This is a genomic window from Nonomuraea sp. NPDC051941, assembly GCF_044593615.1.
In genome coordinates this window covers 34,679-58,321 of record NZ_JBIUCF010000043.1, presented here as the reverse complement: position 1 = coordinate 58,321, position 23,643 = coordinate 34,679, and the positions used below count along the sequence as shown (strand labels likewise).

Below are 23,643 nucleotides of genomic sequence, written 5' to 3'. Positions count from 1 at the left end.
CAGCTAGTGCTGGATGCCCAGGGCGTCCAGGGCGGCGGTGACGCGGCGCAGGCCCTGCCCGCCTGACTTGGACGGCAGCTTCCACTGGTACTGGGAGCCGTCCGGGGAGAGGTAGACCAGCGTGCCGGCGCGGCCGAGCGCGTCGAACGTGATCACGTAGTTGGCGGACTCGCCGGGCTGGAGGTCTTGGTCGGCGAGCGGCACGTTGACCCGGCCCACCCAGGGCGGGTCGGCGCCGGCCGCTGGGGTGATCGTCTCGCCGTCGCCCTTCCAGAAGAATCCGTTTCCGCTGGCGGGCGGCGGGATGTGGTCGGCGCCGTCGGTGGCGGCGACCTTGACGGCGACGGCGACGAACAGCCCGTTCTGGGCGAGGCCGATTTTCTGGTCGCCTTTGTGGTGGTAGACGCCGACTGGCGTGATCTTCAGGGGCTGGCCCTGCTCCCCCTGCCCCGTGGCTGTGGCGCCCCACTCCAGGGAGGTGGCCGGCGCCTTGCTCGGGGCCGTGGAGGCCTCGGCGGCCGCCGCGGCGTCGGGCGGCGACTCCGCGTCGCCGCTGGTGGAACAACCGGTGAGGATGACCGCAGATAACAGCAGCAGAGTGGCACGACGAGCGGGCAACTGTCCCCCTTCATGGGATCGTTCCAGGTCCCCCGACCACGGCAAACGATCACCCTAGCGGGCTCGGCGGGACGTAAGGAAGGAAAAGTCCTAGCGTGCCCGACTGATCACGGGGCGTCCCGGTGCTGACCGGGCGTGCGGATCGCAATCCGAACGCACGATCAGCACAGGGGGACGGCAGAAATGCCAGTCAAGGAAGACGCGCGTGTGCGCGAACTCAAGACCGCTCTGAAGGCCGCCGCTGACGAGGTGGACCGCATCGGCGCCAGCTTCAAGGAAGAGGAGCCGGGCAAGTTCGTCATCGACCCGGCGCAGAAGAAGGACTATCTCGCCGCGATCGAGCGCGGCAACGAGATCCAGGAGCTGCTCAACGGAGAGATGAAGCGCCTCGGCTTCAACGAGTACCTGGACTCCCCGGCTTCCACGCCGGTCGCCGGCATGCTCGCCGCCGAGCAGGGCCGCCCGGAGGCCAAGAGCCTGTCGCAGGCGTTCTTCGAGAGCGACATGTACGCCAAGATGCGCGCTGAGGGCTTCGAGGCTCCGCGCGGCTCGATGAAGGTCGAGCAGGGCATCTACAGCTTCGCGGCGCTCGGCACCAAGGACATCTTCACGCTTTCCGGGGGCACCCACACCGGGCCGGCGTTCGGCCACGCCGAGGACGTCGGCATCACCGAGCGGCAGCGCAGGCCCAACAGGGTGCGCGACCTTTTCCCGGCAGAACGGACAACTGCAAATATTTTGCACGGAATCCGGCAAACGGGATTTATTAACAACGCGACCCCGGTCCCCGAGCGGACCGCCGCCGGCGGCGGCCCGGCCACGGGTGGCCCGACCGACGTGTTCGGCCGCGCCCCGCGCTCGCGCCTGGAGTTCACCCCGTACACGGCCGCGATCGCGACCATCAGCCACCTCGAGTACGTGCACAACAACACGCTCAGTGACGAGGCGCGGCTGCGCGGGATCATCGACCGCGACATGGTGGACGGGGTCAAGCTCACCGAGGACTACCAGGTGCTGTTCGGCAACGGCCAGGGCGAGAACCTCCTGGGCGTCGTCAACACCCCCGGCATCCAGCTCTACAACGGCGAGAATGGCCACAAGCCCACCAGGCAGATCCGCAAGGCCATGACCAGGGCAATTCTGGCCTACTACGATCCGACGGGCATTGTTCTCCATCCGAACGATTTCGAGGAGATCGAGCTCGAGGAAGACGGCAACGGCGCTTACAGGGTCGCCGTGTCCGTCGCCGTGGGCGCTGAGAAGCGGGTGTGGAGGCTGTCGGTGATCGACACCCCGGCCATGCTGGAGGGCCAGTACCTGCTCGGCAGCTTCGGCCTGGGTGCGAAGCTTTTCGATAGGGAGTCGGTCTCCGTCCAGGTGAGCACGGAAAACGCCGTGAACTTTGAGGAGAACGTCTGCACGATCAAGGCCAGCGAGCGGGTCGGCCTGGCCGTGGACCGCCCGGAGAGCTTCGTCTACGGCAGCTTCGCCGCATGATCACAGGTCTGAGCCTGGAGGGCGGGACGGCGTCGGCCGCCCCGCCCTCGGGCGCCGACCTGACCGTGCACGGGCTGCAGCAGGTGCGCGTCTCCCGCGCCGGCGTGACCGGCGTGCTGGACTTCGGGTTCGGGCTGCGCTCGCAGGTGCTCCTCGACGTCGCCCTCCCCCGGAAGCCCGGCATCGCCGCCGTACGCGAGTGGGCCGAGGAACGGCACGGCCTGGTGTTCGTCCGGCTCGACGACGCGCGCCGGCGCGGCCGGTACGCGGCGACGATCGCGGACACCACCGAGCCGTCGTACGCCTACCAGGCCGGCAACACGCGGGTCATCGACGGCGACACCCTGGAGACCCACCTGCACCTCGGCTACGGGCTGTGGCTGGACGTGAAGCTCCGCCTGGCCGGGCTGAACGCTCCCGAGCTGAAGACCGCGGCCGGGGTGAACGCCGCGGCGTGGGCGCAGACCTGGGTCGCCGCGCGGCAGGGCAGCCTCGTGGTGCGTACGACGCGGGACAAGCGGGAGAAGTACGGGCGGCTCCTGGCCAGCGTGGAGCACGACGGGCAGACACTGAACGATGCGCTCCTGCAGGCGGGGTTCGCGGTGCCGTACGACGGCGGCCGCCGCGAGACGTAAGCGTCGCGGGTCGTCATCATGCCCGGCGTGACCAGCACTGTGAAGCTCCGCGCGCACGCCGCCACCATCGACATCGTGGCTCTCTCCCCCACGCCCGCTGACGGGCGGCGGGAGGGACCGGCCACCATCGCCGTGCCGACCCAGGTCTACGTGGACGGCCAGCCGCTGTACGTGCCGCAGGGCACCGTGATCGGCATGGACATCGACGGGCTGAGGGAGTCCGCGGTCGAGGTGACTATGACGTTCTTCGTCCGCCGGCTCCGCGTGGGCTACGTTGACGAGCTCGACGGCCAGGCCGGTGAGCTTCCGGTGCCCGCCGGCGCGGCCGCCGCCGACGACGAGAAGCCCGCGAGCGACGAGGAGGCCGTGAGTGACGGGGACGTCGCCTCGGCCGAGACCGCAGGCAGGAATGACGCTCGCGATCTGCTGGCCACCCAAAAGACGTTAACGTGATCGGTCGCCATACTGCGCGCCGTGTTGGATCTCCTTCCTGATGACGTGGCCAACGCGAACAGCCCCGATGATGGGGCCCGCGCACACACCTCTGATGACGTGGCCGGCGCGTTCGCCGCCGGGACGTCCATCCGTGACCTCGCCCGAACGCACCGCTGCTCGCAGAAGGCGATCTTCCAGCGGTTGGTGGCGGCAGGCGCGATCCAGAAGCCTCTCCGCGTGGGCGGCCCCGCGCGGTTGACGCCGGCGCAGCGCAAGGCACTCGTGGCCGCGTACCGGGCCGAGACGCCGATGGACGAGATCGCCGACAAGTTCGGGGTGTCGGTCACCACGGCGCGGCGGGTGGCCGCGGCCGCTGGCGCGCCTCCACGCGGACCCGGCGCGAGGCGGCGTCTTCCTCACCGGCGTATCAAGGCCCTGGCGGCGCGCGGCAAGTCTGCGAAGGAGATCGCGGCGGCCGTCGGGTCGAGCCCGGCCTACATCCGGATCCTGCTGGCCGACCGGTCCACAGACCGCATCAGGCCCGCCCAGGCGGCCAGCTCGCAGCGCCGGTCGGGACCGCCGCCGATGTGGCTCGACCTGGAGACCATGGCCGAGCAGTACACGGCCGGCATGTCCGTGCGGGAGATCGCCAAGGAGCACGGCTGCTCGGTGTCGCTGCTGTACAGGCGGTTCCGCCGGGCCGGGGTGAGGCTGCGGGGACGGATCACCTCGACGCGCGACACCTCTGATGAGATCGTGGCCGCGTACGTGGCTGGCTGGTCCGTGCTGGACATCTGCGCGACGTACGCGGTTGCGAAGTCCACCGTGGCGCGGCTGGCCGAGGACGCCGGCGTGCAGCGCCGGCCGAGCGGCGCGCCGCGCGAGACGAACTGGGACGAGATCGCCCGCCTGATCGACCAGGGGGAGAGCACGAAGGAGACCGCCGCGGCGGTCGGATGCACACCGCGGCAGGTGGCGCGGGTGCTCGGGGCGCTCGACTACTCCTGGGACGGGCGGAAGTGGCACCGGCCGGAGGGCCGCGCCAGCGCGTAGGCAGTGGCGCGGCCGGGCGCGTCAGGCGGGCTCTTCCAGGAGCGCGGCTTGCACCGCGGTGGTGGTGCCGGCGGGCTGCGCGTCGCGGTCGAGAAGCGTGGCCTGTTCCAGCCGCTGGACAATGATCTCGGCGAACCGTTCGTCGCTCTCGATCCCGATCGCGCGCCGGCCGAGCAGCCGCGCGGCGACCAGAGTGGTGCCGGAGCCGGCGAACGGGTCCAACACGAGGGCGCCGGGCGGCGTGGACTCGCGGACGAGGGCAGAGACGACAGCGAGGGGCTTCTCGTCAGGGTGGCGGCCCTTGCCCCGTACGGAGGGCGCGTGGATCACGTGGGCGACGGAGCGCGGCTGGCGGGTGCCGTCGTCGGCCCAGGCGTTCTGCCGGCCCTCGCGCTGGTGCGCGGCCGCCCGGGCGGGCTTGCGCGCGGTGCCGCGGTTGGCGGTCACGCGCTCGCGCTCCCACTCGTGGTGCAGGTCGGTCCACCGGCCGCGGTACCACTGGTAGGCCCACTCATGCACCCGGACGAGCCGATCGCGGCTGGTGGGGCCGCTGCCGTTGTGCTTGACCCATAACGCCTCCTGGCCGTACTTCCAGCCGGCGAACTCATACGCGCGGTCGAGGAACATGCGCGCGCTGCCGAAACACCACAAGCTGGCTGAGGCGGGCAGCACGTCACCCACCGCGGCCACCCACCCGTCGGGCCACACGTCCCAGTCGGCGATGGTCTCCCCATACGGTGGGTCGGCCACGCACGCCACCGGCTGCTCCGTCAGGCCGGGCAGGACCTCGCGGCAGTCGCCGAGGTAGAGGGTGACGGTGCCATCGGTCCAATACGGGGTCGGGGTCATGCAGGTACCACCTCGTCGAACAGTGGGATTGCTTGGACTTCCATGCCGATCTCGATGTGCTCGATCTCGGGGTCTTTCTCGCGGGCGCGGGCGATCCACCGCTGGTACTGCTCCCGGCTCAAGACGAGGGCGTACTGCAGGCCCCGGCCATGGTTGCCGCCCTCGCAGATGCAGTCGCAGTCCTTGCCCCGGGCGTTGTAGCAGCCAGCGTCGCACCGTTGGACGCGGCCGCCGGGCCCGAAGACCGCCAGCAGGGTCGCCACCGTCTTACGCCTCCTCTTCGTCGCCGGCGGAGTCGCCGAGCAGCTCAGCGAGCAGCGCGGGCAGTCCGTCGGCGCCCACGAGGACCTCGCGCGCCTTAGACCCCTGGCTGGGGCCGACGATGCGCATGGTCTCCAGCAGGTCCATCAGCCGCCCGGCCTTGGCGAACCCGACCCGCAGCTTGCGCTGCAGCATCGACGTCGAGCCGAACCCCGTGGTCGCGACCAGCTCGGCGGCCTGGCGCAACAGGTCGAGGTCGTCACCGACCTCCTCGAGCAGCGCGGGCTTGGCCGCGGCCTCGGGCGCGAGCTCGGGCAACACGGCGGCTGCGGGCTGAGTCGCCCAGTGAGCGACCACCTCCCCGATCTCCTTCTCCGAGACGAACGCGTTCTGAATGCGGATCGCCGTGCTGGCGCCCATCGGCAGGAACAGCGCATCACCCTGCCCGGTGAGCTTGTCGGCGCCCGGCTGGTCGAGGATGACCCGCGAGTCGGTCAGGCTCGACACGGCGAACGCGAGCCTGGACGGCACGTTCGCCTTGATCAGGCCGGTGACGACGTCGACGGAGGGCCGCTGGGTGGCGATCACGAGGTGGATGCCGGCCGCGCGGGCGAGCTGCGTGATGCGCACGATCGAGTCCTCGACGTCGCGCGGGGCCACCATCATGAGGTCGGCCAGCTCGTCCACGATCACCAGCAGGTACGGGTACGGCTGGTAGACCCGCTCGCTCCCGGGCGGCGGCTGCAGCTTGCCCGCCCGCACGGCCTTGTTGAACTCGTCGACGTGCCTGAACCCCGACGCCGCCAGGTCGTCGTAGCGCCGGTCCATCTCGCCCACGACCCATTCGAGGGCTTCTGCGGCCTTCTTCGGGCTGGTGATGATCGGCGTGATCAGGTGGGGGATGCCCTCGTACACGCTGAGCTCGACCCGCTTCGGGTCCACCAGCACCATGCGCACCTCGTCGGGCGTGGCCCGCATCAGGATGCTGGTGATCAGCCCGTTGACGCAGACCGACTTACCGGCGCCGGTGGCGCCCGCGATGAGCAGGTGGGGCATCTTGGCGAGGTTCGCGAGGATGGTGCGGCCCTCGACGTCCTTGCCCAGCCCCACAATCATCGGGTGGTGGTCCGCCTGCGCCACCTGGGAGCGCAGCACGTCGCCCAGGGACACCAGGTCCTTGTCGGTGTTCGGGATCTCCACGCCGATCACGGATTTGCCGGGGACCGGCGACAGGATCCGCACGTCGGCGGACTTGACGGCGTAGGCGATGTTCTTCGTGAGCGCCGTGACCTTCTCCACCTTCACGCCGGGCCCCAGCTCGATCTCGTAGCGGGTCACCGTCGGGCCCCGGGTGAAGCCGACCACCTGCGCGTTGACGTTGAACTGCTCGAGCACGCTGCCGAGCGCGGCCACCACGGTGGTGTTGGCCTTGGTGTGCGGCTTGGGGGCGGGGCCCGCGGTCAGCGTGGCCGGGTCGGGCAGGCGGGCCGCCGCCGGCGGCAGCGGGATCGCCTGCGGCCGGGCGGCCACCGGTTCCTCGGCAGGCTCGGCCGCGCTGTCGCCCGCCGCCGTGGCGGCCGGGGGCGCGACGGCCGCAGGCGTGGGCTCTGCTGTCGGCGCCGGGGTCTGGCCGGTGGGCGCGGGTTCGGCGGGTTGCGCCGGGGCGGCTGCCAGCGGACGCTGCGGCTCGGATGCCGCCGCCGCGGGCTGGGCCGCGACGGGCTGCACGTCGGCGCCCTCGTCGTCGGCGGCCGCGGTGCGGCGCGGCCGGGCCGGGATCGCCCGGCGCACGGCCGAGGCCCCCGCGCGCAAACGCGGCCACGCCTCGCGCAGCGGCGTGCGCGTGGCCAGCAGAATGCCCACCCCCACGACCAGGACAAGGACGGCGATGCCCCACCCGGTAGGCAGGAGGGCGGCCAGCGGCGCCGCGGTGATCCACCCGAGCAGCCCGCCACCGTCGCCGGCGAGCGCGTCGGGCACGCCGTGGAGGAGGTGGACGATGCCGAGCACGCCGAGGAGGATGGCAACCCAGCCGCTTAACGTCCAACCGAGCTTGCCGCCCGGGGGCGGACGCAGCAGCCGCCAGCCGAGCCCGAGCGTCCCGAACGGCAACGCCCAGGTCAGATCGCCCAACAGGGCGACGGCGACGGCGTCGACGGCGGCGGCCATGCGGCCGTCGGCGATGCCCCACACGATCGGCGCCATGATGAGCGTGAGCGCGGCGCAGATCACCGCCAGGCCGTCGCGGCGTAGGTCGGGGTCGAGGTTCTTGACGGTGTGGGCGGTCCAGCCGAGCAGCCGCTTGGCGTGGCGTGCGGCCGTACGGCCGGCGGCGGGCTTGCTCGTGCGCGTGGCGGCGCTCCGCGGGCGGCTGGCGCGGGACTTGGTGGTGGTCTTGCGGGCGGTGGCCATGAGGTCCTCCTGAACGGGGGTGGGGGGGGGGGGGGGGGGGGGGGGGGGGGGGGGGGGGGGGGGGGCGGGCGGGGGGGGGGGGGGGGGGGGGGGGGGCGCCCCGGGGGGGGGGCCCCCCCCCCCCGCGGCGGGGGTTAGTCGAGGTCGGCCCACAGATCGAGCTGGCCCTGCTCGGCGGGCTGGCCGCTGGCGGGGAGCGCCATGCAGCCGCCGCAGCCGAGATCCGTCCCCTCCTCCGTGGTCCAGGTGCCGGGCGTGAGAGGGCGGCCGCACCGGGTGTGGTCGGGCCGCCGCTCGTCGGGGGTGTGGCCAACGCGGGGCTGGTCGTTGAAGACGACTTCCACGCTGCTGATGCGCAGCGGCCACCAGGACTCGCAGCACGTGCACTGCAGCCCGATCGGGCGGGGCGGCCTGCTGGTGTGGTCGCTGCACACCCGGAACTGGTGGCCGGCGGGGATGCAGATGTCCGTCCGCTTGGGGATGATCACGCGCTTCTCCGGTGGTGAGGGGCGGCGGGCAGGGCGATGACGCGGCGCGAGCCGTCGAGCTGGTAGCGGGTGGTGTCGGCGGTCGCCGCCGCGGTGAGGGCGTCATGGAACGCCGACCGGCCGCGCACGGTCCCGGCAGCCTCGGTGCGCTTGCCGGTCACGATGTGGTGAATCAGGGCCGCGCCGTAGTGGCGTAGGAAATCGCGGCGGTAGGAGCGGACGAGCGAGTCCCGCCAGGCCGGGTCGTGGTCCGTCTCCGGCAGGCTGCGCAGGTAGGCACGGTGGCCGCGGGCAGCCTCGAGCGCGGCGGTGTCGATGTCGTCGAGGAACTCCGGCACGAGGGCCTCGATGCGGGCGACCCGGTCGGCGCGGGCGGTCCAGGTGAGCACGGCGTCGCCGTGCTTGAAGGTGACCTGGCGCGCGAGAACAGACACCCAGCCGCCGAGCCGGAGGATCAGGTCACACGTCAGCTCGAGGCGGACCTTGCCGAACCCGGCCCGGGCCGGGATGACGACGTGGCCCGCGCCGGTCGGCAGGTCGCGTTCGATCTGGTAGATACGGGTGCGGAGCCTGGCAGCCAGCATGTGCGCCGTGTCGCGTTCGCCGGCGTAGCTGCTGTCGCGGTTGGCGACCTCGAGCGCGGCCGCCAGGCGCAGGCGCCGCTTCTCCAGGTCGGTGATCGTGGTGTTCAGCATGCTGTGAGGTGCTCCTGTGGGGGCCGCCCCCGGGGTCGGCCCGGGGGCGGTGGGGTGGTGGAGGGTCAGGCGACGGAGGCCAGGCGGCGGGAGGTGCGCGGGCGGCGGGAGGCGTAGGAGTCGATCCAGTCGAGCGAGCCGCGCTCCAGCCGCGTCTTTGCGCGGGTGACCGTGACGTAGTTGAGCATGAGCTCCTCGTCGTTGACGGGCGGCTGGCCGGTCAGGAGGGCGTTGTCGTTGGGCTGGCGGAAGTCACCGGCGACGCGGACGAAGTTCCACTCCAGGCCCTTGGACTTGTGTGCGGTGGAGATGATCGTGTCGCCGGGGCGGGCGTGCTCGGCCTTTTTGATCTGGCGGGCCGCCCGGTGGATCTCCTGGGCGCCGTAGGCGTTGACCAGGTCCACGAAGGTCTTGAGGTCCTGGCCGAGCGGGTCGTTCTCGGCGTAGTCCTCGACCATGGCCCACGAGGGGAAGGCCATTAGGTCGGGGTGATCGGTGGGCTGGCCCGCCTGCAGGAGGATGGCGGCTTCGGAGAGGCGCTCGATCTCGCCGCCGCCGCCGACGAGGGCCGGGGTGCGGTTGGCCTTGAGCGCGGCGAGGACTTCGCCCATGGCGGCGGCGTTCGTCCTGCAGAGGATGGCGTCGGGGCTGGGTACGTCGCCGATGGTGGAGTGGATCGGCGTGTGGCCCTCCAGGCGCAGCCGGGCGCCGAGCAGGCTGAGCCATTTGTTCGCCTCGGCCGCGATCTCGGGCCCGAATCTGAAGCTCTTGGTGAGGAAGAGCAGCACGTCGCTGGCGAAGGTGCGCAAGATGTCGACGCTGCCGTTCCAGCCGTTGATGGCCTGGGCGCTGTCGCCGACGATGATCCGCTGGGCGGAGGTCTGGGTGTCCAGGTACAGGCTGGCGGCGGCCGGGTTGGTGTCCTGGCACTCGTCCACCATGATCAGGTCGAACGGCAGGGTCAGGCCGTAGCGAGTGACCAGGAGCTGCGCCATCTTCAGGTAGTAGTCGTGCTGCCAGCGGAGCTCGCCGTTCTTGGCGCGGATGTCGGCGCGGGCCGCCTCGACGACCGGCATGATCACCTCGCGCAGACGGAGCACGTCATCGGGGTCGGTGATGCTCTTGGGCGGGGCGATGTGCTCGGGCAGCGGCTCCAGGTCGGCGGACTTGCACCAGTTGTTGATGGCGCCCATGGCCAGACGGGCGCGCTGGGCGGGGGTGAGGACGACGTTGGCGTTGATCCGCTCGGGGCCGGTCAGGCGCAGGATGTTGGCCTGCTGCTGGCTGCTCTGGCGGTTGCCGTCCATCCGGTCGAGGTGCCCGGACCAGTGGTTACGGATGATCTGCCGCGCGTAGCTGTGGTTGGTGTGGCAGGCCACGCCACGCGGCATCTTGTTCATCAGCTCGAGCCGGACGCTCTTGTTGTAGACGACGCAGAGGATCCTCCGGCCGCGCAGAGCCTTGGCGACCTCGTTGAGGGTGGCCGACTTACCGGCACCGGCACCGGCCTGGACGGTGATCGACTTTCCCGCGCGGGCCGCGTCGACGACTTCCTGCTGCTCGTGGGTGAGGCGCATTGGGGTTGTTTCTCCTGGAACTCAATTCGATGGGGCCGCATCCCCATCTAATGCCCAAATATTACAGGAGATTTATTGCGTTGAGGAGGGGTTGGCCGCCTCGACCAGGGATGCGTTGCCGCCGGGCGCCAGGGACGTAAGCAGAGAAACCTGCTTACGTCGTCCGCACAGACCGCGATCATCGGAAGGCGGTGCCTCGTGGCGCCTCGCAAGACCCGTACGGCGGCCGCCGACCCGGCGGCGCAGACCACCGACACCACCGGCGAGGGCGGCCCGGCGGACACTGGCGCCGCATCGGACGCGACCCCGACGCCGGCCCCGGCCGCGCCGCTCACGCCGCTCGACCCCGACGACGCCACGGCGGCCGCGCCGACGGCTCCGCTCGACCCTGAGAAGCTCGCGCCGGGCGCGACCACGACCGCCCAGGCGGCGCCGCTCGAACCGCCGTCCGCGCCGCTCGCGCCGCCGGAGCCGACGGGCCCGCCCGTGCAGATCAACATGATCGCCACTCCGGGCAGCGAGTTCGTGGACCTGGTGTGGCCGGATGGCACCCCAGCCGACCCTGACGAGCTGTTCACGGACCCAGGCGCCCACTTCACATACGTGAACGTGGCGAAGCCGATCATCCGCCGGCACTTCCTGCCCGGCGCACTACGGCCCACGGAGCAGCTCCTGTTCCCCGCTGGCTGGTCGCTCCCGCGCGACCACGCCGCGAAGGTTCAGACGGACCTGCGCGCCCAGCGCGAGGCCGCGACCGCGGCGAAGCCCGCGGACTAAAGCTCCGCGGCCTGAGCTTGGTGAGCCGGTGGTGCCCTGGTGGGGGGGAGGCACGACCGGCCGGGCACCCGAGCTTGGGCCGCGGTCAGACCGGTTCCGAGCAGAGAGGGCGTTCGCCTCGACGAGCATCGCCGCCGGCGGTAAGGAGGGGGACCCTTGCGCCGCGGCGATGTGAGCGGGGACGACGGCCCCCTCTGCCGGAACCCACCCCTTCCCCCAGCAGCAGAAAGGAGCGCCAGGTGACAACGGTGACGCCTGAGCAGGTCGCAATACACGCGGGCCTGCCCCTCCCGCTCAGCGAGGACGCCCTCCCGGCGGTGGAGGAGGCGATCGCCGACGGCTACCGCGAGGTGGTCGCCTACCTCGGCCGGCCCGCGGTGCCGGCGACGTTCACCCAGCGCGGCGTGGCCGCCGGCCCGGACGGCTGGCTGCTCGATCAAGACCCAGTCCTGGAGGTCCTGTCGGCCGTGCCGGAGGTGGACCAGGTGAGCGGGGCGCCCACCGGCGGCTGGACGATCACCTACCGGGCCGGCCTGGATCCGGAGCAGGACCTGGTGTACGGGCAGGCGCTCATGCGGTACGTGATCGCCGCAGCGGTCACCTCCAAGCCGGTGCGCCGGCTGGCGCAGAACGCCGCCGGCGCGCGGATTATCACGCGTGTCAACGTCGAGGGTCAGGGCGTGGAGTACGAGACCTCGGGGGCAGCGTCCGGGTCGGGGGCCGCGGGGGCGTCGCCGACCCTGGACACGCTCGAGCAGTGGCAGCGCGTCGTGGTGTCACAGCGGCCGGGGATCGGGCCGCATCCGGCGCAGACGGGGGCGGCGTGGCTGTTGTAGCCGCGGACCGGGAGTTCGGCGTCCGCCGGCCGCAGGTCGGCGTGGACGGGCACGGCACTCGGGTCATGACCGGGCTGGGGCCGCTCGAGGGGCCGCTGCCCGGCCGCATCGTGGACGAGCCGGACGCCGACGACAATCCGGAGACCGGCCCGGGGCCGTGGGTGCTCGGGTTGGACCCGGCGTTCTGGCCGCTGTCCGCCGGCGTACACGTGGTCGAGGCGGGCACCGGTCGCGTGTGGACGGTCACCGAGGCGTCGCACCGGCCGAGCCAGTTCGATGCGTCGCTCTCCTACGTCAGGGTCGTGGCCTCGCTGAACTCCGGCTGAAGAACCTCGACCCACACCCGGCCGGCCGGGTGGGTCTCGATCATGCTGTGCGTGGTGCCGTCGGAGAACCGGCCGGCGCGGGCGAGGAGGTACCACTCGCCCTCGTCCAGCACGTTGATCACCATGCGGCCGTCGTCGTCCTCGTGGACGTTGGACACGGCGCGCAGGTGCTGGCGCCAGCCGCGCCGGGTACGGAGCACGACCCGCTCGCCGAGCAGGTGCATGTGCTCGTCAACGGGCACGGGGACCCGAGGCGGCGGCGCGGCCGGCGACTTCCGGCGGCGGGTGGCGGTTGCGCTCATGTCCATGAGTGTGAGGTGGCCGACTGACAATTCCCGGCCGGGGCGGGCGGCTGGCCCGCCCCGGCCGCTGGCTACATCGGGTCGTTCTCGTCGAGCGTCGGGGCGCCGATCTGGTCGAGGTAATCCTCGAGCGCGGCGGTCACGACCCACTGGGCGCCGACGTGGGCGGCGCCCAGCATCTTGATCCGGACCCGGAGCGTCCGCACCGCTTCCTTGGTGGACACCCTCATGAGGGCGCCCTCGGACACGAAGTCGTCGCTGTTGTGCTCCTCCATGAGCTTGTCGGCCTTGAGGACCCATTCGCTTAGGCCCAGCTCCGTCGTCTTGAGCTGGTCGGGGTGGAGCCTGGCGAGGGCCGCGTCGATGTGCGGCCACTTCGGCTGCTCGCTGCCGGCGTTCATCGTCTCGACGTACTGCAGTTTGAGGATCCGCAGGGCCGTGTCTCGCAAGATGGTGATGGTGTGCTTGGTCCGCGGTTCCCGGTTGCGCAGGCTCGTCGGCCCGAGGGTGGGCGTGCGCCGTCGTGCCCGTTTGGTAGGAGGAGCCGCCGCGTCCTTGACCGCGGGAACAGTAGCCTTGTCCTTCGCGGCTGAGGGATCTTCATCCGCCGGAGTGTTCTCGATGTCCTCGATCGCCGGCGTTGCGGGCGCGGCCTCGACCGCGGGCGCGGCCGGGGAGGACTCGGTGTCCTTGACCGCTGGCGTCACCAGCTCTGGCGCTGCCGATTGGCTGGGCACCGACGGCGCCTCGGCGAGGGCCGTCGAGGCCTCCGCCTCGGTTGCAGGCGGCGACGCCGACCGGGGGACATCAGGCGGTGCGGCCAGCGGGGCGGGTGCAGCGCTCACGTCCTCGGGGGGCGTCACAGGCCGGATGTTGAGCGGTGGTGGCGCCTGGAGACCCTGGACAGCGTGCCGCACGGTCTGGTCGGTGTCCGCGGCCACGTCACGCTGGCCGCGCCGCCGGCGGCCGTTGCGCTCTTCGCTTTTCGTGTCGGCCATCACGCAGCCACCAGCCCAAAGGAGGTGAGGATGCCGCCCACGAGGGGCTTGTAGTCCTGGTGGGCGCCGCGGTTGTTGGGGAACTGCCACACTGCCGGGTTGCCCCAGATGTACGCCTTGGGGATGTACTCGCCGGTGTAGATCGCCGGTTGGAAGACCGGCACCTCGCGTCGTTGGAGCTCGCCCTTCACCTTGTCGGCTTCCTCATGGTCGCCCCACTTGTTGAGGAGCCACCCCCCGACGACAAGTGATGCGTTCTGCTTTTCGCGGATCCTCTCCGCCTTGGCCACGGCCGCCAGCGTGGACTGCAGCGACGGCAGCCGCGGTTCCGTGATCGGCAGCACCACATTGCTTGCGCACACGGCGGCCGAGGTTAGGTTGCCCAGAGTCGGGCGCGTGTCTAGGAGGATGAGGTCGAAGTCGTTGAGCAACGGCTGGATGGCGCGGCTCATCGACCAGATTCCGCCCAGCTCCGGCACCGTGCTGAGCTTCACCTCCACGTCCTCCATTTCGAGGTAGGAGGTGGGCAGAACCCACAAGGGGACCTCGGGGTCGGGCTGCTGCAGCGCGGCGCGAACGTCGATCCGCCCGGAGTCCGGCGGGTTGAGCAGCTCAGCGAAGCCCATCCCGGGGCTGCGCTTGATGCCGAACCAATCGCTCAGGTGGCCCTGGGGGTCGGCGTCGCCGATCATCACGCGGAGGCCGTAGGTGTCAGCCGCGACGGCGGCGATATTAGCGGTGGTCGTGGTCTTGCCGACCCCGCCCTTCAAACTGACGATCGATGCCACGATCGCGGGCATGGCGATACTCCTGGCTACTTGGCGGTAGATGGTTGCGGTCGCTGATCGTATCGCCGATGGCCCTCCCCCGTCTGGTATCCACACGGGAAAAGAACGGAGTATCACCGCCGAGATGTCCCGGCCGACTCGCTTCGAGACTCCGAGAAAGCATGACTCCGAGAATTCGAGAATTCGAGAACGTGTCGATCCCGCTATGTGCGGACGCGAGCGCGTACGATGGCGATCTTCCGTATGAGGAACACCGGCAGGCTTAACGTCTCGGACTCATCAGGGGAGGCATGGGAATGGCGCTCGCGGTATCTCCTGACCTTCCGGTCGTCCCGCCCAGCTTGGGGCGGCGCTGGCTATCGCGCGTCAACATGTCCGGGCCCGTCCCTGAGCACGCCCCTCAGCTAGGCGCCTGCTGGCCATGGGATGGACGCACCAATAAGCGCGGCTATGCCGTCATTACGGTGGCCGGGCGGCCGGAGCTTCTGCACCGCGTGCTGTACCCGACCATCCACGGGCCCATCCCGGACGGCTGGCAGGTTGACCACCTGTGCCACCATCACGAGCTCTGCCAGCTCGGCGACGCATGCCCGCATCGGGCCTGCGCGAACCCCGCCCACTGGTATGCCACGACCGGGCGGGAGAACAACCTTCGGTCCGGAAGCCCGACCGCGGTCAATGCCCGCAAAACCCACTGCTGGCGGGGTCACCCCCTGAACGGCGGCAACCTTCAGATGCGGGCCGACCGGCCGGGCCACCGCGAGTGCCGCACTTGCCGGCGCATTCGCCGCTTCGTCGCCGAGGCGGAGCAGATGGCCGCCATGGGGCAGATGACGCTCCTGTGACTACCCTGGCCCCGGCCGCACGGTGACCGTGAGCGTGGCCACGTAGCGGGGCCGGCCGTCCGCAAGTGGCACGTACCCACCCGCGACGGCGGAGCCCACATCGCTGACGACCGCTCGGCCGGTCCCGGCCGGCGCCTCCGGGAGCTGGGCGAGCGCGTCGAGCACGGTGTACAGGATGCGCCGCAGCGCCTCCTTGCCGATCGTCGGCCCGTCGAGCATGCCAAGCGCCTCGATCTGAATGCGCTGGCCGACCACCTTCGTACGGAGGTTCTCGCTTCCGCCGGGCATGTCCGCGATGCGCAGCCGCGGGTACGGCGGCGCGTTGTCGCCGCCGACCCGGCCGGGGCCGCCCAGCGCGGCCGTCACCGCCGGGTGCGCCGCCAGGTAGGCGATCACCGGCGGAACGGCGTCAGCATCGGCGAGGGCGGCCATCGGGCTACTCGCCGGCGCCGGTCTTGGCCGGCTTGGGCTTGCTCGCCGGCGCGGCCGCCAGCGTCTCGGGCGTCTCGGCGATGGGCGGCTTGTCGGCGTTGACGACGGGCCGCATCGCCGTGGCGTACGTCTCGCGGTTCTGCGGGTCCGCGCCGGCGACGTACCCGGAGCTGGCCAGCCGCTCTGCGTACGCGCGGGGCAGGGTCAGCTCCGTGTTCGTGGCGTACGGTCGCTCGGCGAGGCCGAGCTCTCTGGCGTCGTCGGTGCCGAGCGGGTGCGCGAGCCGGAACTTGACGCGATCGGACATGGGTGTCTCCCCGGGATAGTCGAGATCTTCGGGGTGTATGGTGCCGCGCTGCGTGGCTTACGTCCCTGTGGTTGGGGTCAGCGGCGGCCGGTGACGGCTGCTCGCGCGGCGGTGGCGAGCCAGCCGCCGCCCTGCTCGGCGAACTCCGACTCGGCGATGCGCGGCCACTCCACCGTCACCCGCGCGCTGACCCGGGCGCGGCCAATCTGAACGCTGGTGCGGGAGACCGCCGCGGCGATCGCGCCCGGCTGGCGGACCATCTCGCACCGGCAGTGGATCCGCTGGTGCAACGGCAGGCTGGGATCGAGCGGCTCGGCGGCCACGTCCCAGCCCTGGGCCTTGCTCTCGTCCTCGTCCCGCTTCAGCCGGAACGGGATATTGGCGGGGATCGCCTGCCCGTCAGCGTGACGGTGCGCCGGCCGTACGGCCTCGTCCCCTACCGTCTTCCAGACCTTCGCCTCGGGCGCATGCTCGCGCACCTCCTGCTCGGCGCGGTCGGTGACGCGGTCGACGGCGCGGCGCACCGGCCCGGCCGCCAGGGCGGCGGCCAGATCGCCGCGGATCTTCACACGAGCCATGCCCAGGCACGGTAGCCGCGGCCGCCGGTTGCGTCCCCGGGGGGACGTTAGCCTGGCGATTCGCCATGGTGCGCGCGTGAGTGATTCCCCACAGACCACTGAAGATCGCCGGGCGGAGGCCGTGCGGCTGTACGCGAGCGGGCTGACCGTCCGCCAGGTCGCCGCCGAGTTGAAGGTGTCGCACGCGGCCGTGCACCGGGCGCTGGTCGCGGCGAACGTGCCGCGCCGGCCGCGCGGGTCGACCGCGTCGTTGCTGAGTCCGCAGCGGCGGGCACAGATCTTGGCCGCCTACCGGTCCGGCATGCCGATCGAGGACATGATGCGCTCCCTGCGGGTGTGCGGCCGCACCATCAAGAGCGTGGCGGAGGAGGCCGGAGAGCCGCCGCGCGAGCGGGGCGGCCCGCGCAGTCTGGATTGGGACCAGATCGCCGGCCTGGCCGATCAGGGCTGGCCGAGCGACGCGATCGCGGTCCTGGTGGGCGGAAGCATCGGCCACGTGCGGGCGATCCTACGCGACATGGGGTACGGCCGGGGGCTGGCGGAGCTGCCAGAGAGCCCGGAGTTGGTGGAGCTGTACCAGCGGCTGAAGTCGGTGCGCGCGGTCGCTCGTCATCTGAGGGCGGGGCCGCGGCGGGTGAAGGACGCGCTCGCGGCCGCCGGCGTGGACACCACGCGGAGCTTCCGCCAGCCGCGGGCGGCCTGAGACACGACGAAGGGGCGGCAGCCGTTGTCCTTGGCTGCCGCCCCTTCCGGTTGGGCTAGTTGGTATCACCGCTCCCCACGGTGGAGAGCGGGTGGCCGTTGGCGCGGGGAGGGGGGATCACCCCCTGGGAGGGCGTGGCGGGCCCGTGCTCCTCGCGGTACTTGGTGACGTGCCGGTGCAACGTCGCCTGCGGGATACCGAGCTGGGTAGCGAGGGGCCGGATGGGCACCTCTCCGCTCGGCTTCATGGCGGCGCGAATGGCGTCGAAGATCTCCTCTCGGGTGGGCTTGCCATCGCCGTTCCGTTCGCCCGCCCCGGTGTTCCGGTCGGGCGTTCCACCGTTCCGCTCAGGCGTTCCGCTGCTGCCGTTCCGGCCGTTCCGCCCGGCCGTTCCGCCGGTCTTCTGAGCCTCCTTTCGAGAGGTGTTCCGGCCCGTTCCAGTGGGGTGTTCCACCGGCTTGCGGAACACGATCCGGGTGCCCCGCGAGGGGCGTTCCACGGGCTGTTCCACGACTTGCTTGTGGAACAGGATGCGGGTGTTCCGCACCGGCTGTTCCACCGGCTTGTGGAACACGATGCGGGTGTTCCGCGCCGGCCGTTCCGCGGGCTGTTCCGTTTCGGAGAGCCCCAGGTCGGCGCGGGTGACGCCCGCGAGGGTCGTGAGGAGGACGGCGTCGCTGCGGGACATGATGATCTGTTCCAGCAGGGCGCGCCTGTCCGCGTTCTGGGTGAGGTTCAAGTCGCGTTCCGCGGCGCGGTAGATGCGTTCCAGCCGCACCCGGCAGAAGCTGCTCCACCGGGTGTTCCGGGTGCTGTTCCGCTCGGCGTTCCGGGTGGTGTTCCGCTCGACCGCGCGGGCGTACCGGATCACCCAGTCGGCAACCTTGGTCAACCGCATGTGGACCTCGGCGTCGGCGGTCTGCGCCTCCTTCGCTGTGACGAGGCCGAGCCTGGTGAGCAGGTACTCCGGCGTCCACTTCCACCGCGACTGGGACTTGGTCGCGCCGCTGCGCTCCTGCTCGATCGACAGGGCGTGGTGCCAGAGGATCACGCCCACGATCGGGGTGATCGCCCTGAGCAGGAACACGCTGGCGCTGCCCGTGGACATCGTGGACGTGGCGGAGATCGCCGCGGACATGCCGGCCAGCACCCACGTCATACGGATGGCGCCGGCCGGGTCTTTCTCCTGGTCAACAGCCTCTTTCGCGCGCAGGGCAAAGGCCAGGAGCGGCCCTTCCAGCAGGAACACGCCCAGCCACGGCAGCCACGGTACGTCCGGGGCAGCGACGTGGATGACCTCGAACACGCCCTGGCCGGAGATCACCACCGCGGCGGCGGCACAAATCCAGGTCACGGCGTTGGCCAGGGACCGGCGGGGGCGCTCGGTGCGCCGCTTGGGGAAGAACAGCCGCCTGAATCCGCAGATCAGGGCCATGGTCAGCAAGGTGGCGGCGGCGCCGCCCGCCGCCCAGTACGGCGGCGCGGCGGCGCCTACCAGGCTCGTCAACCACTCAAAGTTCGTCACTGTCAGTCACTTCCGGATGTTCAGGCGGATGTCCATGGGATGTCTACGGCGATGTCCAGGAGGGGGCGGTTTGGACGTCCACCCCCCTACGCGCGTGCGCGTGCGCGTGTAGGAGACGGGGGTGGGGGCGGGGGCGCCGGTCGGGAGGAGCAGATCACTGTGTGTGGACCTCCCCGCTTACCGGGGCCGGGGCCCCTCCCCCGGGACCACTCCCCCACCCGGTCCCGATCTGGGAATCTCCCTGGTCGGGGCCGGGCGGGTCGGGGTGTATCCCCTGGTGGGCGTAGGTGTCGTCCGGGTCTGTGTCGGGTCCGTCTCCCCCGTCCAGCCGTCCGGCCCGGATCTCCTCCTCGGTCTCCAGGGCGCCTCGAATGAGGTCGCGCTCCCCCACGGCTCGACGCCACTTCCCTTTCGCCGGCTGCGCGAGCAATCCCCTATTGCGCCAGGCGCCGCGGCGCGCGCTCGCCCACGCGCGGCGGCGATGCGGCGCGACCGCGGCGTTGGAGGCGGCCGTGGTCACCAGGCCGGGGGAGAGGTGCACCTTCACCAGCGCCTGCAGGTGCTCGTCGCCGATCTCCGACAGGAGCGCCTGCAGGTCGTCCGGGGCCTCGATGGGCTCGGACACCACCAGGCGCAGCGGTGCGCTGTCGGCGGCGGCCACCTTCGCGCCGCGGGCCTCGGTCTTCTGCAGCTCGGCGGTCTTGGCCCGGGCGCGGGCCTCGTAGACCAGGAGCTTCTGCTCCTCGGTGCAGAACTCGAGCAGGTGGTCCGGGCAGTCGAGCCACCGGTCGGCATAGTGCGGGAGCGCGGCCGCGGTGGACTCCTCCAGCTCTGGCGCGAGGTGGGCGGTCTTGACGGCGGCCTCGGCCAGCATCTGGTCGGTGACCTGGGGCGTGTACAGCAGGGTGGTGGCGTTGCTGCCGGACTGCTGGAAGTAGAACGTGCCGGTCGGCAACGTGGTGGTGTCCAGCCGGTTCCAGCCCTTCAAGATCTGCTGGGAGTCGGCCGGCTTGGCGGTGCGTCCGGCGTAGCGGCGCGGGAGGTGCGGCAGCAGGTCCGGGTCCAGGCTGGACTGAGACAGGTACTGGGACGCGAGCTCCATGCCGATGCCGAGGGCGCGTCCCTGCTGGCCGATCCTCTTGGCCGCATCGATCGGGCGCGCGTTGGCCGCCTTGCGGCCGAGCAGCATCGAGACTTCGTCGCCGATCACCAGGATCGCGGGCCGGTTCTTGTTGAGGGGCAGGACCTGATTGTCCTCGGGCCGGAGGAGACGGCCACGCAGCGGGATGGCGGCGGCCGCGTCCTCGAGGATGCGGGTCGCGGCCTCCCAGTTGGTGGCGATCGGTCGGTCCAGGCGCGGCATCAAAGCCGCGTACGTCAGGCCGTCGTTCTTGAGGTCGATGCACCACAGGAGCACGTCGCCGCAGTGGACGCGCATCCACGCTTCCAGGCGCAGCAGGTTGGACTTGGCGGAGCCGGACTCGCCGCCGTAGATGCCGCGTGTGCTGCCGTGGCCGGGCACGTAGTGGGCGACGTAGACGTCGACGTCGTCGTCGTTCTTACCGATCCAGGCCACTTCCAGCATGGAGGTGGGGATCTTGGGCGGTGCAAACTTCACGACGCGGGCGGCGATCGTGCGCTCCTGCCAGATGAGCAGGACGCGGGCGCTGCTGCTGTGGGCGGGGTCCTGGATGATCTCGCGGACGCTGCCCGCGGGCCAGTGCATGCCGGAGGCGATCTCGGTGCGGGTGGCGGGCTTGTCGAGCTTCTCCCGGGTGACGTTGACCGGCAGGCGCAGCGGGACCTCCACGCGGCCGGTGCCGCTCACGGTGGGGCGGCCGACAACGACCACGCCGACGAAGCCCAGCTCGGCGAGCACGACCGGCAGCGTCTGGGCGATGACACGGACGCGGAGCCGGAGCCTGCGCCACTGCCGGGCGTCGGCGTTGCTGCCCCACACGATGGCCAGCGCGAGCACGCCGACGGCCCACGTGGCGTAGGAGACCAGGTGCAGCACGCCGACCGCCGTGGCGGTGATGATCCACAGCCCGGCCGCGCCCATGGTGGCGGCGCCGGCGCGAGCGGAGACGGGCAGCACGTTGGTGCGGGACAAGTACAGGAAGGAGAGCGCGACCGCGGCCGCGGTCAACGTGGCGTTGATCCACCAGGGGATGCCGACGAGCTGGGCGACGGCGGCGTAGGGGTAGAGGCCGCAGGCACTCCACCAGGGGATGTGAAAGTCCCTGTGCCGCCACATGCGGCGGGCCTCCCACAGGCCGAGCGTGCGGAGCCACCGCCAGATGAGGTGGTAGAAGACGAGCTTGGCCAGGAAGCGGAGGAACCGCGCGATCGGGTCGGGCTTGCTCTCTTGGACGGGCTGCGGCACGGCGGCGGCCTGTCCCGGGGGGAGGGCGGCGGGGCGCTTGCCGAACACGGGGGCTTCCTTTCCTGGGTGCGGTCGGGCGGGGGCGTCAGCCGCTGAGGGTCCAGCGGCCGCCGGAGTTGGAGGCGGCCTCGGCGTCGTCAGCGATCTTGAGCGTGAGGGTTCGGGCGTCACCCCGCATGCGGTTGGCGGCGCCGCGCAGGGACTGGGCGGCCTGCTCGGCTTCCTCGCCGCGCAGCTCGCCGGGGGCGGTGCGGCCGGACATCATGTCGAGCAAGGTGCTGGCGCCGGTGGAGTTGCGGCCGCCCTTGCGGGTGATCTTGGCGGCGAGCCAGGCGGAGGCCCGGTTGGAGCGGTCGTTGGCGTTCCGGCCGTAGAAGATGCCCATGGCATTAGTCCTTCTGCTTGTCGGTGCGGGGGGTGTCGGGACGGCGGTCGATGATCCGGGGGCGGTTGAGCCGGGAGGCGATGATGACCGCCGCGATGATCCCGATCACGGCGATCAGCGCCGGGACGGGGAAGGTCAGAAAGCCGATGTCGATGGTGGGCATGGAGGGGCTCCTAGGCGGGTCGGGGGAGCGCTGGCGGGGTCGAGGTGGCGCCGTGCTGGCGGGGCCAGGCGGGCGGCGTCGCCTGCAGCAGGTGCTTGGTGTGCTTGATGAGGCCGTCCACGGCGTAGAACACGCTGGCGAACAGGACAGCGAGCGCGTAGGCGAGGGCCTTGACCGTCTCGGCGCTGAGCTCGGCGGCGGCGAGCGCGAAGCCGGCGGCGATCCATGCGGTCAACAGGGCTGCCCAGCCGATCGCCTTGAGGATCACGACCATCAGGCGCAGCAGGCCGGCTCGGACCGTGCGCCGGGAGGCGGGGCGGGGCCGTTCCTGCCAGCGCTGGTGGAGGGTTCGGTGGTAGAGGGCGGGGTCGCGCCGGGCGTAGAAGATCACGCTGGGCGGCAGGAAGATCGCCGCGACGATTGCGAGGGCCACCGTCATTTGCTGCCACCTCCGGCGCACGTGCACTTGGGGGCGCGGCTGGCGAGCACGTTGGTGATGGCGCCGTCGGCGAGCTGGACGGTCACCCAGTCGCCGTCGCGGGCCTCGACGGTGCCGTGCTGTCCGTTGACGTGCACCGCCTCCGCCGGAGGAGTGGAGGACTCCCCGTCGCCGCGTGCCTTCCAGAACCGGGCCATTGCTATCCCCTCTTGGCTAACTACTTCGTACAAGTTAACTTATATGAAGTAGCTATGCAATGGGGAGTAGTTGACGATGACCGCGATTGCCGATACCTCAGTACCGACCCGTGCCGGTGCCGCCGGCGTCCACGGGCGCATCCCGAGGTTTCGACTGGAAGTGGGCGGAATGGCAGACGGATACAAGTACGAGGACATCGCCGCTGCCCTCATCGCCCGGATCGAGAGCGGCGAGTATGCGCCCGGCGACCGCCTGCCGTCCGAGTCGGAATTGCGGCGCGAATTCGACGACGCCAACCCCGCCACCGTCCGCAGCGCCCTGCGAGTCCTGCATGACGCTGGCCTGACCCGCACCGAGCGGGCCCGCGGCGTCTACGTCCGCACCTACGACCGCGTCGCCGTCGACGTCGCGGCCGGCGGCGGCACCAGCGGCAACCCGATCCATCAGGTCGAGGTCACCACCCTGCAGACCCCACGGCACATCGGCGAGCTGATGGAGGGGGAGGGGCCCGTCATACGGCGCACCTCCACCCGGGCGCCGCTGGTGAAGTCGTACTACCCGCGTGGTCTCGTTGACGTGGTGCCGGAGCTGGGCGAGCCGCACGAGCTGGCCGAAACCGACGACGAGCTGATGAAGCGCGCCGGCCTGAAGGTCATGTCCAAAACCGCCCAGGTGATCGCGCGGATGCCGACCCGAAATGAGGCGGCAGCGCTCGGGCTCATCCCGGGCACGCCAGTGCTGCACGTCATCACCGCGTTGACCGATACCACCACCGGGACGGCGGTGGCGGTGCGGGAGGCTGTGTATCCGGGGGACCAGGCCAAGCTGCGTCTCGACCTGGCTTAACCGTTTCGCTGGCTACCGGTCGGCCATCGCGGGTAATCTGACGGTATGGACGAGCAGCCGCAGGAGTTCGAGGAGCCCGAGCGCGTGCCCTATCCCGAGGAGCAGCGCCTGGCCAACCTCGACGCGCTGCGCGCGCTCCTGGGCGGTCCGCCGCCGGCTGAGGCGCTCGAGCTCGCCCGCCGGCGCGACGAGGAATTCGCCGCCCGCCGCTCGCACGCCGCCTGACCGGGGTCAGGGAGTGCAGGGTCGTGTGCTGGACACCAGCGCGCTCATTGCCTGGGCCCGGCGG

General features: G+C 71.3%; 30 protein-coding genes. 11 read left to right on the top strand and 19 right to left on the bottom strand.

Translation table 11 applies throughout. The annotated features are described in order from the left end of the window. Window positions 1-3: 3 nt before the first annotated feature. Window positions 4-618: a hypothetical protein gene (locus ACIHFD_RS49425; RefSeq protein ID WP_397372802.1), complete on the bottom strand. Its 615-nt coding sequence runs from the start codon at window positions 616-618 to the stop codon at window positions 4-6. A 207-nt stretch (window positions 619-825) separates the two neighbouring features. On the opposite strand from ACIHFD_RS49425, the gene ACIHFD_RS49420 reads away from it, so the two are divergent. From ACIHFD_RS49420 to ACIHFD_RS49405, 4 genes are read left to right on the top strand one after another with little or no spacing between them, the layout of a single operon-like run. Continuing rightward, on the top strand, window positions 826-2,115 hold the full coding sequence (locus ACIHFD_RS49420) for a phage major capsid protein (RefSeq protein ID WP_397372801.1): 1,290 nt from the start codon (window positions 826-828) through the stop codon (window positions 2,113-2,115). Beyond that, the gene (locus ACIHFD_RS49415; RefSeq protein WP_397372800.1) at window positions 2,112-2,750 is read left to right on the top strand and encodes a thermonuclease family protein; all 639 of its coding nucleotides are present in this window, start codon (window positions 2,112-2,114) and stop codon (window positions 2,748-2,750) included. The genes ACIHFD_RS49420 and ACIHFD_RS49415 overlap by 4 nt, the downstream gene beginning before the upstream one ends. 27 nt (window positions 2,751-2,777) lie before the next feature. Continuing rightward, a complete protein-coding gene (locus ACIHFD_RS49410) occupies window positions 2,778-3,203 on the top strand; it encodes a hypothetical protein (protein ID WP_397372799.1) in 426 nt (141 codons plus the stop codon). Window positions 3,204-3,224: 21 nt separating this feature from the next. Continuing rightward, complete coding sequence (locus tag ACIHFD_RS49405; RefSeq protein WP_397372798.1) at window positions 3,225-4,238, top strand: hypothetical protein; 1,014 nt, start codon at window positions 3,225-3,227, stop codon at window positions 4,236-4,238. Between the two features lie 21 nt (window positions 4,239-4,259). Here ACIHFD_RS49405 and ACIHFD_RS49400 read toward each other — a convergent pair whose 3' ends face one another. The 6 genes from ACIHFD_RS49400 to ACIHFD_RS49375 all read right to left on the bottom strand — a co-directional run bounded on the left by ACIHFD_RS49400 (window position 4,260) and on the right by ACIHFD_RS49375 (window position 10,520). After that, window positions 4,260-5,087 (bottom strand): DNA-methyltransferase, encoded by an 828-nt coding sequence (locus ACIHFD_RS49400; RefSeq protein ID WP_397372797.1) that lies wholly within the window; start codon window positions 5,085-5,087, stop codon window positions 4,260-4,262. Continuing rightward, complete coding sequence (locus ACIHFD_RS49395; RefSeq protein WP_397372796.1) at window positions 5,084-5,350, bottom strand: hypothetical protein; 267 nt, start codon at window positions 5,348-5,350, stop codon at window positions 5,084-5,086. The genes ACIHFD_RS49400 and ACIHFD_RS49395 overlap by 4 nt, the downstream gene beginning before the upstream one ends. 4 nt (window positions 5,351-5,354) lie before the next feature. Next, window positions 5,355-7,760 (bottom strand): DNA translocase FtsK, encoded by a 2,406-nt coding sequence (locus ACIHFD_RS49390; protein WP_397372795.1) that lies wholly within the window; start codon window positions 7,758-7,760, stop codon window positions 5,355-5,357. Between the two features lie 134 nt (window positions 7,761-7,894). Next, entirely contained in the window at window positions 7,895-8,248 is a 354-nt protein-coding gene (locus tag ACIHFD_RS49385) for a hypothetical protein (protein ID WP_397372794.1), read from the bottom strand. Beyond that, complete coding sequence (locus tag ACIHFD_RS49380) at window positions 8,245-8,943, bottom strand: hypothetical protein (RefSeq protein WP_397372793.1); 699 nt, start codon at window positions 8,941-8,943, stop codon at window positions 8,245-8,247. The genes ACIHFD_RS49385 and ACIHFD_RS49380 overlap by 4 nt, the downstream gene beginning before the upstream one ends. Window positions 8,944-9,008: 65 nt before the next feature. Beyond that, complete coding sequence (locus ACIHFD_RS49375; protein WP_397372792.1) at window positions 9,009-10,520, bottom strand: UvrD-helicase domain-containing protein; 1,512 nt, start codon at window positions 10,518-10,520, stop codon at window positions 9,009-9,011. A gap of 198 nt (window positions 10,521-10,718) precedes the next feature. Here ACIHFD_RS49375 and ACIHFD_RS49370 point away from each other — a divergent pair, with 198 nt between their 5' ends. From ACIHFD_RS49370 to ACIHFD_RS49360, 3 genes are all read left to right on the top strand, one after another. Next, window positions 10,719-11,297, top strand: a complete 579-nt coding sequence (locus ACIHFD_RS49370) for a hypothetical protein (RefSeq protein ID WP_397372791.1) — start codon at window positions 10,719-10,721, stop codon at window positions 11,295-11,297. A 239-nt stretch (window positions 11,298-11,536) separates the two neighbouring features. Further along, on the top strand, window positions 11,537-12,133 hold the full coding sequence (locus ACIHFD_RS49365; protein ID WP_397372790.1) for a hypothetical protein: 597 nt from the start codon (window positions 11,537-11,539) through the stop codon (window positions 12,131-12,133). Continuing rightward, the gene (locus tag ACIHFD_RS49360; RefSeq protein ID WP_397372789.1) at window positions 12,121-12,459 is read left to right on the top strand and encodes a hypothetical protein; all 339 of its coding nucleotides are present in this window, start codon (window positions 12,121-12,123) and stop codon (window positions 12,457-12,459) included. Before ACIHFD_RS49365 ends, ACIHFD_RS49360 begins: the two co-directional genes overlap by 13 nt. Here ACIHFD_RS49360 and ACIHFD_RS49355 read toward each other — a convergent pair. From ACIHFD_RS49355 to ACIHFD_RS49345, 3 genes are all read right to left on the bottom strand, one after another. Then, window positions 12,423-12,761: a hypothetical protein gene (locus ACIHFD_RS49355; protein WP_397372788.1), complete on the bottom strand. Its 339-nt coding sequence runs from the start codon at window positions 12,759-12,761 to the stop codon at window positions 12,423-12,425. The genes ACIHFD_RS49360 and ACIHFD_RS49355 overlap by 37 nt on opposite strands. A 71-nt stretch (window positions 12,762-12,832) precedes the next feature. After that, on the bottom strand, window positions 12,833-13,759 hold the full coding sequence (locus tag ACIHFD_RS49350; protein ID WP_397372787.1) for a hypothetical protein: 927 nt from the start codon (window positions 13,757-13,759) through the stop codon (window positions 12,833-12,835). Next, on the bottom strand, window positions 13,759-14,559 hold the full coding sequence (locus tag ACIHFD_RS49345; protein WP_397372786.1) for a ParA family protein: 801 nt from the start codon (window positions 14,557-14,559) through the stop codon (window positions 13,759-13,761). The genes ACIHFD_RS49350 and ACIHFD_RS49345 overlap by 1 nt, the downstream gene beginning before the upstream one ends. A gap of 284 nt (window positions 14,560-14,843) precedes the next feature. Here ACIHFD_RS49345 and ACIHFD_RS49340 point away from each other — a divergent pair, with 284 nt between their 5' ends. Continuing rightward, window positions 14,844-15,392 carry a hypothetical protein gene (locus ACIHFD_RS49340; protein ID WP_397372785.1) on the top strand — a complete coding sequence of 183 codons (549 nt, stop codon included), beginning with the start codon at window positions 14,844-14,846 and terminating at the stop codon, window positions 15,390-15,392. On the opposite strand, the gene ACIHFD_RS49335 is transcribed toward ACIHFD_RS49340, so the two are convergent. The 3 genes from ACIHFD_RS49335 to ACIHFD_RS49325 all read right to left on the bottom strand — a co-directional run bounded on the left by ACIHFD_RS49335 (window position 15,393) and on the right by ACIHFD_RS49325 (window position 16,709). Continuing rightward, a complete protein-coding gene (locus ACIHFD_RS49335) occupies window positions 15,393-15,824 on the bottom strand; it encodes a hypothetical protein (RefSeq protein ID WP_397372784.1) in 432 nt (143 codons plus the stop codon). 4 nt (window positions 15,825-15,828) lie between these two features. After that, window positions 15,829-16,131, bottom strand: coding sequence for a hypothetical protein (locus ACIHFD_RS49330; RefSeq protein ID WP_397372783.1), 303 nt, complete (start codon window positions 16,129-16,131; stop codon window positions 15,829-15,831). A gap of 77 nt (window positions 16,132-16,208) precedes the next feature. Next, complete coding sequence (locus ACIHFD_RS49325) at window positions 16,209-16,709, bottom strand: hypothetical protein (RefSeq protein WP_397372782.1); 501 nt, start codon at window positions 16,707-16,709, stop codon at window positions 16,209-16,211. 76 nt (window positions 16,710-16,785) lie between these two features. On the opposite strand from ACIHFD_RS49325, the gene ACIHFD_RS49320 reads away from it, so the two are divergent. Continuing rightward, the gene (locus ACIHFD_RS49320) at window positions 16,786-17,412 is read left to right on the top strand and encodes a helix-turn-helix domain-containing protein (RefSeq protein ID WP_397372781.1); all 627 of its coding nucleotides are present in this window, start codon (window positions 16,786-16,788) and stop codon (window positions 17,410-17,412) included. Between the two features lie 55 nt (window positions 17,413-17,467). Here ACIHFD_RS49320 and ACIHFD_RS49315 read toward each other — a convergent pair whose 3' ends face one another. The 6 genes from ACIHFD_RS49315 to ACIHFD_RS49290 form a co-directional block, all read right to left on the bottom strand. Then, the gene (locus ACIHFD_RS49315) at window positions 17,468-18,919 is read right to left on the bottom strand and encodes a hypothetical protein (RefSeq protein WP_397372780.1); all 1,452 of its coding nucleotides are present in this window, start codon (window positions 18,917-18,919) and stop codon (window positions 17,468-17,470) included. Window positions 18,920-19,091: 172 nt separating this feature from the next. Continuing rightward, window positions 19,092-21,371, bottom strand: coding sequence for a hypothetical protein (locus tag ACIHFD_RS49310; protein ID WP_397372779.1), 2,280 nt, complete (start codon window positions 21,369-21,371; stop codon window positions 19,092-19,094). Window positions 21,372-21,408: 37 nt separating this feature from the next. Further along, entirely contained in the window at window positions 21,409-21,708 is a 300-nt protein-coding gene (locus tag ACIHFD_RS49305; protein ID WP_397372778.1) for a hypothetical protein, read from the bottom strand. A gap of 4 nt (window positions 21,709-21,712) precedes the next feature. After that, entirely contained in the window at window positions 21,713-21,871 is a 159-nt protein-coding gene (locus ACIHFD_RS49300; protein ID WP_397372777.1) for a hypothetical protein, read from the bottom strand. A 10-nt stretch (window positions 21,872-21,881) separates the two neighbouring features. Continuing rightward, entirely contained in the window at window positions 21,882-22,310 is a 429-nt protein-coding gene (locus ACIHFD_RS49295) for a hypothetical protein (protein ID WP_397372776.1), read from the bottom strand. Further along, window positions 22,307-22,507 carry a hypothetical protein gene (locus tag ACIHFD_RS49290; protein WP_397372775.1) on the bottom strand — a complete coding sequence of 67 codons (201 nt, stop codon included), beginning with the start codon at window positions 22,505-22,507 and terminating at the stop codon, window positions 22,307-22,309. The genes ACIHFD_RS49295 and ACIHFD_RS49290 overlap by 4 nt, the downstream gene beginning before the upstream one ends. 76 nt (window positions 22,508-22,583) lie before the next feature. Between ACIHFD_RS49290 and ACIHFD_RS49285 the strand changes: the two genes are divergently transcribed. Both ACIHFD_RS49285 and ACIHFD_RS49280 read left to right on the top strand, forming a co-directional pair. After that, window positions 22,584-23,354: a GntR family transcriptional regulator gene (locus ACIHFD_RS49285; protein WP_397372774.1), complete on the top strand. Its 771-nt coding sequence runs from the start codon at window positions 22,584-22,586 to the stop codon at window positions 23,352-23,354. A 45-nt stretch (window positions 23,355-23,399) separates the two neighbouring features. Next, window positions 23,400-23,579: a hypothetical protein gene (locus tag ACIHFD_RS49280; protein WP_397372892.1), complete on the top strand. Its 180-nt coding sequence runs from the start codon at window positions 23,400-23,402 to the stop codon at window positions 23,577-23,579. Window positions 23,580-23,643: the final 64 nt, after the last annotated feature.